Origin of the sequence: Luedemannella flava, from assembly GCF_039528515.1 — a bacterium.
Classification (GTDB): Bacteria; Actinomycetota; Actinomycetes; order Mycobacteriales; family Micromonosporaceae; genus Luedemannella; species Luedemannella flava.
On sequence record NZ_BAAALT010000255.1, the window covers coordinates 1 to 10,633 of the forward strand.

Genomic DNA, 10,633 nt, shown 5'->3' on the forward strand with positions numbered 1-10,633 from the left:
CACGCCCGCGACGGTCGTCGCGGCCGGGCGCCGGCGCCGCTGGCGCAGCGCGGCCCAGGCGAACCCGACGGCGGCGAAGCCGACGCCCTGCACCAGCAGCGACGCGGGCTCGTCGGTGCCGAACAGGATCGCGGCGATCAGCAGCGCGCCCGGCGCGAGCAACGGCAGGGTCGGGAACCGGGTGCGGCCCGCGAGCAGCAGCCCGACCAACCCACAGACAAACCCACACAGGTACGGGATGACGAGCAGATGCCCGCTGGCGGGCGCCGGGGGCAGGGTGGTGAGCAGGTCCCGCCAACCGTGCACGGACCCGTCGACGAGGGCGCGCACGGTCGCGGAGGTGGGCACGACCCCGCCGCTCGTGGTCTCCCGCAACGCGGCCGGCCCGGCGGCGAGCAGGAACACGACCAGCCCGGCGGCTACGGTGACGAGCACGCCCAGGCGCAGCCGCACGGCGGCCAGGGCGACGAGCAGCCCGAGCAGGAGGCCGGTGACGCCGGCGATCAGGTACGTCAGGCCGCTGAACACCGGCCCGAACCCGACCAGCCCGATGACCCCGAGCGCGGCGAGGAACCCGGCGTCCAGCAGGGTCCCGCGCGGCGGCGCGGCCGGGGGCGCCGCGACCCGCGGAATAGTCAGGTCCCCAGGTTCGATCATGCCGCGACCTCGCTTCGCGAGGCGTCGGCATGATTGTGCCTGAGCTTGATGATGCCCTCGCTACGCTCGGTCATGACCTGACCACCACCCTCAGGACGGTGCGCAGGTCGGCCAGGCTCGGGATGGTGAGCACCGAGAGCTGGCCGGCGCGCTGGGCGGCCGGGTGGGCGCCGGTGACGACGCGGACGCCGACGACGCGCACGTCCGGTCCGAAGCGGGCGGCCGCGGCCTGCATGTCGGCCACCTCCATCAGACCGCCGGTGACGAGCACGGCGAGGCTCACGTCGGGGGCGACCCGGCTGGTCCGCACGACGGACGTGACGAGGTCGGAGCCGGGCGCGCCGAACTCGGCGCGGCTGAACTGGTCGAGCACGAGCCCGCGCGACTGGCGCAGCCGGGCCGGCGCGCTGTGCCCGGCCGCGATCACGGACACGCGCTGCTGGTCGTCGACCGCCCGCACGGCGAGCGACCCGCCGACCGAGCAGGCCACCTCGAACTGGTCGGGGCCGGCGTACTCCCGGGTGGCGCCGCTGACGATGACGGCGAGGTGGGCGGTGCGGGTGTCCACGAACTGGCGGACCATGAGCTTGCCCATCCGGGCGGACGTGAAGGCGTGCACGTGCCGCAGGTCGTCGCCGGGGACGTACTCGCGCAGCGCGTGGAACGCCACGTCGTTCATGGACAGGTCGTTGGTGGTCTGGCCCTCGAGGTCGCGCAGCAGGCCGGCGCCCAGGTTCTCGATGCCGACCGTGGTGGGGTGGATGAACAGCTCCTCGGCCTCGGTCCAGGTCACCTCGCGGCGCAGCAGGCCGAGCGGGTCGCCGCGCACCGAGGTGGCCGGGCCTGCGGTGAGCACACCGCGCCGGGCGGCCGGGATGGTGACGAGCACCCGGTGCTCGGCGCCGGGGCCGAGCGCGGGCACCTCGATCGGGATCGGCTCCAGCAGGGTCGCGCCGGACCGGACAGGCAGCTCCACGCGCAGCGGCGCGAGCCGCCGGGGGGCGGCGTTGCGGATGCTGACCGTGCCCCGGAACTGGTCACCGACCGTGACCCGGGGCGGCACCACGTCGATGTCGATGGCCAGCTGGGTGCGCCCGATCGTGTAGTAGCCGGCGAGCGCGACGAGCAGCAGGGCGGCCACGCCGGCGATGAGCAGCTCCCGCCAGCCCAGGGTCAGCCCGGCGACCAGCGACGCCGCGCCGAGGCCGGACACGGTCCAGCCCAGCGCCGTCGGCAGCGCGAGGACGACGCGCACCGGGGCGGGCACGCGCGCCCAGCCCGACGACGCCAGCCCGTCGACCGTCGCGGCGGCGCGGCGCACCGCGGCCCAGGCCTGGCCGAAGCGCATGTCAGGAGCTCCGGAACGCCGGCGCGGGCACGACGCTGAGCACCCGCTCGATCACCCCGACGGCGGTGGTGCCGGAGAACTCGGCCTCCACGTCGAGGACGACGCGGTGCGCCAGGGCGGGCACGGCGAGGTCGAGCACGTCGTCGGGGAGCACGTAGTGCCGGCCCTGCGCGGCGGCCCACGTCTTCGCGAGCCGGACCAGCGACAAGCAGCCGCGCACGCTCACGCCGATCTTGACGCCCTTGGCCCGACGGGTCTCCTCGGCGATCGTGCTGACGTACGCGAGCACGGCCGGGTCGACGTGCACGCCGGCGACGAGCCGCGCGCGGTCGACGACGCCGGTGGGCGTGATGAGCGGCGCGATCAGGGTGGACCGGTCGCGGGTCGCGGCCTCGGCGAGCAGCCGGGTGGTGGCCTGCGCGTCCGGGTATCCCAGCTCCGTGCGGATGAGGAACCGGTCGAGCTGCGCCTCGGGCAGCGGGTACGTGCCCGCCTGCTCGATCGGGTTCTGCGTGGCGATGACCATGAACGGCGCGTCGAGGGAGTAGTTCACGCCGTCGATGGTGACCTGCTCCTCCTCCATGGCCTGCAGCAGCGCCGACTGCGTCTTCGGCGACGCCCGGTTGATCTCGTCGGCGAGCAGGATGTTGGTGAAGATCGGGCCGCGCCGCACGCCGAGCTGACCGGTCTGCGGGTTGTAGACGTTGCCGCCCGTCACGTCGCTGGGCAGCAGGTCGGGGGTGAACTGCACGCGGCGGTGCTCGCCCTTGACGCTGCGCGCGATCGCCTTGGCCAGCGACGTCTTGCCGGTGCCCGGCACGTCCTCCAGCAGCAGGTGACCGCCCGTGAACAGGCAGGACAGCGCGAGGCGCACGCAGCGGGTCTTGCCGACCACGGCCAGCTCGACGTTGCTGACCAGCCGGGCGAAGTCCTCGGCGAACATGCCGGCCGCCTGGGGCGTGCAGGCGGTCGCCTCCGGGGCGACGGTCATGACTCAGTCCTCCACTGTGGATTTTCTGGGTGAACGCTTACCATGGCGGGCTCGCGCCCGAGACGCCGTTGCACGTCACGGTCACGACTCCGCCCGGCCAGCCGAAGAACTTCGTGGTCTGGCCCTGGTAGTAGCCGTCGCCGTTGGTGCGGTAGGAGCCGTTCGAGAACACCTGGCCCGACTGCGACGAATGGAACGAGCAGGAGATCGTGGTGTTCGCCGGGAAGTTCACCAGCTCGATGACGACGAAAGCGCACCGTGCGGTGTTGCAGTCGGGCTGCGACGTGGCCGCCCCCTTGCTCACGTTGACCGCCGGCGGGTCGGTGGTCACCCGCTCCGACGACGCGATCGCGCTTCTCTGACCAGCGCTGTCGACCGCCTGGACCCGGATCTGCCACGTCTGGTTGGGGCCGTCGCCGACGTTGCGGCTGCCGTTGCCGGTGCCCACGTTCTCCCAGCCGCCGCCGTTGATGCTGATCTCCAGGTGGGCGATCGGCCGGCCATTGGCGGAGGGCTGGGTCCACGACAGGGTGACCTGACGGGCACCGTTCTTGGCCGCGCGGGCGCCGGGCGTGTTGACCGGGCCGTACGGGATGACCGCGGCGCTCAGGGCCGACCATTCGCCGCACATGTCGTTGCAGGCGCGCACCCGCAGCCGGTAGGGGGTGCCGTTGTTGAGGCTCGGCGGGTCCGGCACGTACCCGCTGGTGGCCGCCGACTTGTACTCGACCGCCGTGCCGCCCGAGTAGTTGAACTCGTACCGGACGATCGCCATGCCGTTGTCGTTCGGCGGGTTGAGCGCGTAGTGGATCCGTCGGTCGAAGCCCGTACCGCCGCTGTTGTCGGTCACGATCAGCGAGGTGACCTGGAACGGCTTGCCGTGCGCGACGGTGACCGCCGAGTCGGCGCTCGGCGTGGACTTGCCGGCCTTGTTGATGGCCACGACGCGGAACGTGTAGTCCACGCCGTTGTCGACGTCCACCGTCGCGCCGGTGGTGTCGCCGTCCACGGCGACCGTGCGGTTCACGACCCTGGCCCGCAGGACCGTCAGCTCGTACCCGCTGATGGGCGCGCCGTTGGTGTTCGGCGGCGCCCACTGGACGTTGATCTGCTTGCCGATGCCGTCGGTCACGCCGGCCGCCGTGGGCGCCGCGGGCGCGTCGGGCGCCTTCGCGGGCGTCTCCGGCGCGGAGTCCGCGCTCCACTCGCTCGGCGTGGGCGAGGCGTTGTAGGCCCGCACCCGGAACGTGTAGGCCACGCCGTTGGTCAGCCCGGTCCACGTGTACGTCGTGCCGGTGACCCGGCGGGCACCGCCGACGGGCGGGGAGACCTCCAGCTCGTACCCCTCGATCTTGGATCCGCGACTGGTCGGCGCCGACCACGTCACGGTGACCGACGCGTCCCCGAACTTGGTGCGCGGCGCGTCCGGCTGGTCGGGGCGCACGTCCGGGCGCACCTCGGCCGACGGCGTGCTGTACCCGCCGCAGCCGACCACGTTGCAGGCGCGCACCGAGAAGTGGTACCGGTTGCCGTTCTTCAGGCCCTTGAGCGAGCACACCGTGTTCGCGCAGCGCTGCTTGAAGCCGCCCTCGCCGGTCACGTCGTAGCCGGTGATCGCGGCGCCGTTCGCGTCGGGCTCCAGCCAGGTCAGCACGGCCACGCCGTCGCCGGTGGAGCGCGCCGCGGGCCGGGCCGGCACGCCGGGCTTGCCGACGATGTTCACCACGATCTGGCCGCCGACCAGGCGTTCCTGCTTCCCGGTCGCGTCCTGCACCTGGTAGGTCAGCGCGGTGCGGCCGTAGAAGTCAGCGTTGGCCCTGATGACGACCTTGTTGCCCTCGACGCGTGCCGTGACGCCCTCGGCTGCGCCGACCGCGGTGACCGTCAACGGCTTGCCGGGGAACGGGTTCACGTCGTTTGCGGTCACGTCGACAGTCGTCTGCGTGCCCGCCCGGAGCCCGTCGACCGTGTCGGTCATCGCCATGGGCAGCGCGGCCGCCCGGACCACCACGCCGAGCCGGCCGTCGGCCGAGCGGTTGTTGCCGTCGGTGACCCGCAGCGTCAGCTCGCTCAGCTTGTCGACCGCGGCGGTCTCGTCGGCGGAGATGCGCAACCGCGTGCCGTCGAGCTTCGCGGTGACGCCGGACGGCACGTTGGACACGTCGGCGAAGGTCAGGCCGGAGCGCGCCTTGCGGTCCGGGGTGGGTACGCAGTTCGCCAGGTCCACGGTGACGGCCGGCGCGCCCGCCTGCGGCTCGGCCGCCGGGCAGGCGAAGGTCGGGTCCTGGTTGGCCGGCGGCATGATCGTGACCGGCAGGCTGATCGTCGCGACGCGCCCGGCCGGGTCGTCGGCGGTGACGGCGTCGGTCACCTCGATGACCACCATGGCCGGGCCGGTCGGCGCCGTGGCGGCCACCAGCGTGAACGACGTGGCCGTGGTGCGGCCCGTGTCCAGGCTCAGGCCGGGCACCGGCGACGTCGACATCGCGGCGCCCGTGGTCAGCCGGACCGGCTTGCCCTCCGGGTCGCTGACCTGGGTCGTCAGGTCCACCGTCAGCTCGCCGCCCGCGTTCACCTTCAGCTCGGGGGCGTCCTTCTTCCGGACGGGCGGCTGGTTGCCGGCGGCGGGCACCCGCACGAACGCGGTGGCGGTGCCGCCCTCCTTGTCCGTGATCCGGTAGGCCACCATGCGCGGCGCGTCGGTCAGCCCGACCGTCAGCAGCCGGGCCGGCGTGACCGTGCTGGCCGGGCCGTTGCCGGCGTCGAGCGCCTCGATCTCCAGGTCGGCGCGCGGCCCGTCGAGGTCGTCGTCGTTGGCGAGAACGTCCACGTCGACCGTGGTCGCCCCGGCCGGCACGTCGGTGACCAGGTCGTCGCGGGCGACGGGGGCGAGGTTCGCGTCGTCCTTGGCGATCACGGTGACCGTCGCCGAGGCCCGCTGCCCGCGCCCGTCGCTGATCCCGTACGTCACGTGGACCACGTCGCCGTCGTCGGCGCCGGCCTTCACGGCGACCCGCTGCCCGGCCTCCAACGAGGCGCCCGCGGGCAGGTCCGGGTTGAGGGGGGCCAGCGGCTCGACCGTCAGCGCGTCGCCGTCGGCGTCGCTGTCGTTGGCGAGTACGGGCACCCGGATCGTCGTCCCCGGCGCGACCGTGTAGGTGTCGTCGACCGCCACGGGCGCGGAGTCGCGCTCCGGCCGGGCGACCACGCCGACCCGCACGGTGCCGGTGCCGCGCGCGGCGAACCCGTCGCGGAGCCGGTAGCTGAACTCGTCGGTGCCGGACACGCCCGCGTACGCCTGGTAGTCCAGGTAGTCGGGGCCCTGCCCGATGATGCGGCCGAAGTGCGGCGCCTCGGTCGGGCCGAGGAGGGTGACGGCGTCGCCGTCGGGGTCGCTGCCCTCCAGCGGAATCGGGACGCGGACGGTCGCGCCGGCGAAGACGCGCGCCTGCACCGTCACCGGTCGGGGCGGCTGGTTCTGCGCCGCGTCGGCGGCGATGACCGTCACGGAGAGCTGGGCGACCGCGGAGCGCCCCTCGGGGTCGCGGATGGTGTAGCTGGCGGTGGCCGTGCCGGGCCGGTCGGGCGCCGCGTAGCGCACCGCGTCGCCCACGACGGTCCAGGTCCCGGCGGTGGACCCGTCGGGCACGACCGTCGGGTCGAGCTTCACCGGCTCGCCCTCCGGGTCGCTGTCGTTGGCCATCGGCCGCAGGGTCACCACGCCGCCCGCGCGCACCACGGTCGCGTCGTCGACCGCCGTGGGCGCCTGGTTGGCCGACGTGGCCGACAGGCGGCTGACCTGCACCACGCCCTCGTCGACGTTGCCGCCGTCGGAGACGGTGTAGCGCACGGCGACCGTGCCGTCGCCGGCCTGCGACGAGGTGATCCGCAGCCAGCGCAGGCCGACGACGGACACGGTGATGCCGGACCGCTCGGGCACCTCGACGGACTGCACGACGAGCACGTCGCCGTCGAGGTCGATGTCGTTGGCGAGCACGTCCACCGAGACGGGCGACCCGCCGCGCAGCACCGCGCTGTCGGTGACCGCGACGGGCGGGTTCGCCGACGAGGGCGCGCGCACGTCGACGCGGATGCGGGCGCGGGCGGTGTGCTCCCCGTCGGTGATCTCGTACTGCAGGTAGTACGTGCCCGGGCGGTTGCCGGTGAACGCGACCGTGCCCGTCTTGTCATTGAGGATCACCGACGTGTTGGCCGGCGCCTGGGACACCCAGGTGACGCGCAGCCGCGAGTCGGCGCCCGGCACGCCGCTCTCCGGGTCGGAGTCGTTGTCGAGCGGCCGCAGCGTGGCCCGCAGCCCGGCCACGGTCGCCACCCGGTCGTCCATCGCCTTGGGCGGCCCGTTCGTGGTCGCCGGCAGCACCCGTACGGGCAGCTCACCGGCGGTGTCGGCGCGTCCGTCGGACACGGACAACGCCACGGTCTTGTGCCCGTTGGACGTCCCCGCGTCGGTGTAGGTGACCTCGCCGGTGGCCGTGAACCGGACCGTGTCCGGGCCGGGCACCTGGGCCGACGCGAGCACGAGCGGGTCGCCGTCCGGGTCGCGCCAGTCCTTGAGCACGTCGCGGTTGGCCACGCCGCCCTGGCCGACGGTCAGGTCGCCGTCGCCGCCGGTCTTGCGCTTGAGCAGGAACGGCGGCGAGTTCTGCCGGGTGGCGCGCACGCTCACGGTGACGTCGGCGCTGGCGACGCCGCCGCGCCCGTCGTCGATCGTGTACTTGAACGCGACCGGCTTGTCCCAGCCCGGGGTGGCGACGAACTGCAGCGCCTGCCCGTTGCCCACGATCGACAGCGTGCCGGCCTCGCCGGGGATCTTCGCGAACGACCGGATGATGAGCACGTCGCCGTCGACGTCGCCGTCGTTGTCGAGCACGGTGAGGGTGGCCGCCTGGCCGGGCCGGGCCCCGAAGTTGTCGGGCCGCGCGACGGGCGGGTGGTTCTTCTTCGTGACGTCGGGCTTCTTCTCGGACTTGTCGTCCTTGTCCCGGTTGATGGGCGGCAGCAGGTCCTTCCAGTTGCCGAGGTCCTTGCCGCCCCGCTCGTACACGAAGATCTTGCCGGAGGCGAGCTCGTTGAGCACGATCATCTGCCGGTTCACCCGGAACGCCAGGGCGCTGCCCGCGGTCGCGTCGGTGAGCTGCTTGGGCTCCTCGGCGGCCAGGCCGTCGCACCGGCGCAGGTACGCCGGACGCTTGGCCCACGCCGCGTGCACGCACGACCCCAGCCGTACGGGCGCGGCCGCGTCCCCGGTGCCCAGGTCGGAGATGACCTCGACGTCGCCGTTCGACAGATCGACGGCGACCAGGCCCTTGTCGGCGGCCACGAGCACGGTGTCAGCGCCCGGGCCGCGCTGCTGCAGCACCGCGCCGGCCTGGTACTCCGGTGGCAGCGCCGCCGCGCCCGAGGGCAGCACCAGTTTGCCACCGGCGCCGAGCACGACCGGGGTGTCCCCCACGGCCGTCACCGTCGCGGTGGACAGGTCGGTGCCCAGCGCCCGCGGGGTCGCCGCGGCCGCGCCGCCCGGCCCGCCGGTGATGGTGACCAGGGCGTCCTTGGCCGCCGACACGACGAACGCGGTGCCGTCGGCGCTCATCGCGACGGCCGCGCCGGCGCCGGCCTCGGCCGTCGGGGCGTCCTTGGCGAAGTTCAGCGAGAGCACCGAGTCGACCGGGCGCACCCACACCTTGCCGGTGTCGGGCGCGAGAATCGCCACGGCTCCGCCGCCGAGCGCCACCTCGGCGCCGGCGGGCAGGTCCAGCGACTCCTGCCCCAGGTCGACCAGGGCGACGTCCATGCGCCGCAGGGTGGACCCGCTGCGGTCGTAGACGAACACGGTGTCCGCGTCCTGCAGCACGTCGACGTCGGGCTGGGCGTCCGGGGTGGGGCTGAGCTGCGCGTCGAGCTGCTCGACGGGCCGGTTGAACCGGCCGACGAGGCCGAAGTCGCGGTTGGTGACCCACACGCCACCGTCGTTGAGCGAGACCTCCGCCTGGGCGTAGCCCTGCCACAGGTAGGCCATGGTGACCAGCACGCCCGTGGCCGCCGTGAGAACGACGGCCGAGGACGCGCGACGGCCGCGCCGGGCGAACAGCCCGCGTACGACGCCACCGACGTGCACGCTGTGCCTCCTCGGATCGCTTCGCGGGTCGCCAGGCAGTCGCTGGCGACGCGCGGGGTGCTCAGTCGGTCACGACTCTCAAGGTGCGGTCGCCGAACCGGATGGTGGCCGGCAACGGCAGGTACACCCGCTCGCCCGGTGGGCAGCGGACCGGCGTGCCGGCCCGCAGGACCGACGTGCCGTTGGTGGAGTGCCGGTCGACGACCCAGGCCCCGCGCTCGTCGGCGCCGAGGGCGAGGTGCGTCTTGGACACCGACCGGCCCTCGTCGGCGACGGCCACGAGCTGGGCGGCGAACTCCTCCGCCGTGGCCGCGGGGTCGCGACCGACGAGGATGATCAGGCTCAGCGAGGCCCGCCGGCCGTCGTCGAACTCCACCGCGAGGCCCGCCGGCCGTCGTCGAACTCCACCGCGATGGCCGACGGCCGGGGCGCGGCGGCCATCGGCGTGGTCGGCGGCGCGGTGGGCTGCGCGGCCCAGCCCGGGTGCGGTCCGACCGGCACCTGACCGGTCGCCTGCGGCGCGACCGGCTGTGACGGCTGCCGCTGCGGCGCGACCGGCTGTGACACGGCCCGCTGCGGCGCCACTGGTGGTGGTGCGACCGGCGCGACCGGGGGCGGCATCGACATGGCGGGCATCGGCGGGCCCGTGTAGGCCGGCGGGGCGGCCGTCACCGTCGGCACCGCGCCGCCGAGCGCGAGGCGCACGGTCTGCAGCGTGCCGGCGGGCAGCAGGCCCTCCAGGAGCACGACGGTGTGCCCGGTGGCCTGGTCGATGCCGACGGAGACGTCGCAGATCTCGGTGGTGGTGCGCAACGACCACATCGGACGGAACCGACGCGTCAGCCGGTACGTGCTGGGGCCGACGCGGGCGACCTGGTGCTGGCCGCCGTGGGTGACGACGCCGAGAACCCGCTCGGCCGCCTCGCCGGCGGCGAGCGCGGGCGCGGGCACGAACTCCCGCACCATCACCCCGGCCCCCGCCACGTTCGCCCTCCCCCGAGTCGTTCGCGATGTGTGTACCACGCCGCTATGACAGCGGCACACTGTAGAGGAAGCGCCTCAGTCGGCGCAGGCCCGGCCCGGTTGCTGGGAACCGCGACCGTCGGCACGGTACACGTACACGTCAATGCACGGCGTCTCGCCCTGCTCGGGCGTGACGACGAACTCCGCCTCGGTGAGCGTGCGCACGGCTGCGCCGGGCACATCGGTGCGGCGCATCTTGAAGTAGTCGCCCTCGGCCGGCTTGGCGTAGCTCCAGGTGAACCGCAGCGAGCCGTTCTCCCGCCGCTGCACGGTCACGGTCGGTGACGGCACGGGCTCGCCCGCACCCGGGACCGCGTCGAACCCGGGCGCCGCTGGCGGGCGCGTGGGCGTACTCACCGGGGTGTCCTTGTCGCCGCCGCTCAGCAGCAGCACGCCCGCGCCGACCACGACGACCAGCACCACCGCGACCAGCGCGCCCGCCGCGCGGGGCACGCCGCGCGACGGCGGCGCCGGCTGC

7 protein-coding genes are annotated in these 10,633 nt (G+C 74.1%); all 7 read right to left on the minus strand.

Annotation, left to right across the window (positions count from 1 at the left end):
* On the minus strand, positions 1 to 657 hold a 657-nt coding region (locus ABD211_RS28930), incomplete at its 3' end, for a hypothetical protein (protein ID WP_344138680.1).
* 70 nt (positions 658 to 727) lie between these two features.
* On the minus strand, positions 728 to 2,005 hold the full coding sequence (locus ABD211_RS28935; RefSeq protein ID WP_344138682.1) for a DUF58 domain-containing protein: 1,278 nt from the start codon (positions 2,003 to 2,005) through the stop codon (positions 728 to 730).
* 1 nt (position 2,006) lies between these two features.
* The gene (locus ABD211_RS28940; protein ID WP_344138684.1) at positions 2,007 to 2,996 is read right to left on the minus strand and encodes an AAA family ATPase; all 990 of its coding nucleotides are present in this window, start codon (positions 2,994 to 2,996) and stop codon (positions 2,007 to 2,009) included.
* 37 nt (positions 2,997 to 3,033) lie between these two features.
* A complete protein-coding gene (locus tag ABD211_RS28945; RefSeq protein ID WP_344138686.1) occupies positions 3,034 to 9,132 on the minus strand; it encodes an Ig-like domain-containing protein in 6,099 nt (2,032 codons plus the stop codon).
* Between the two features lie 61 nt (positions 9,133 to 9,193).
* Positions 9,194 to 9,508, minus strand: a complete 315-nt coding sequence (locus tag ABD211_RS28950) for an FHA domain-containing protein (protein WP_344138688.1) — start codon at positions 9,506 to 9,508, stop codon at positions 9,194 to 9,196.
* Positions 9,475 to 10,116, minus strand: a complete 642-nt coding sequence (locus ABD211_RS28955; RefSeq protein ID WP_344138690.1) for a hypothetical protein — start codon at positions 10,114 to 10,116, stop codon at positions 9,475 to 9,477. The genes ABD211_RS28950 and ABD211_RS28955 overlap by 34 nt, the downstream gene beginning before the upstream one ends.
* 75 nt (positions 10,117 to 10,191) lie before the next feature.
* Positions 10,192 to 10,633, minus strand: a 442-nt coding sequence (locus tag ABD211_RS28960) for a hypothetical protein (protein WP_425560555.1), incomplete at its 5' end; no start/stop codon positions are given.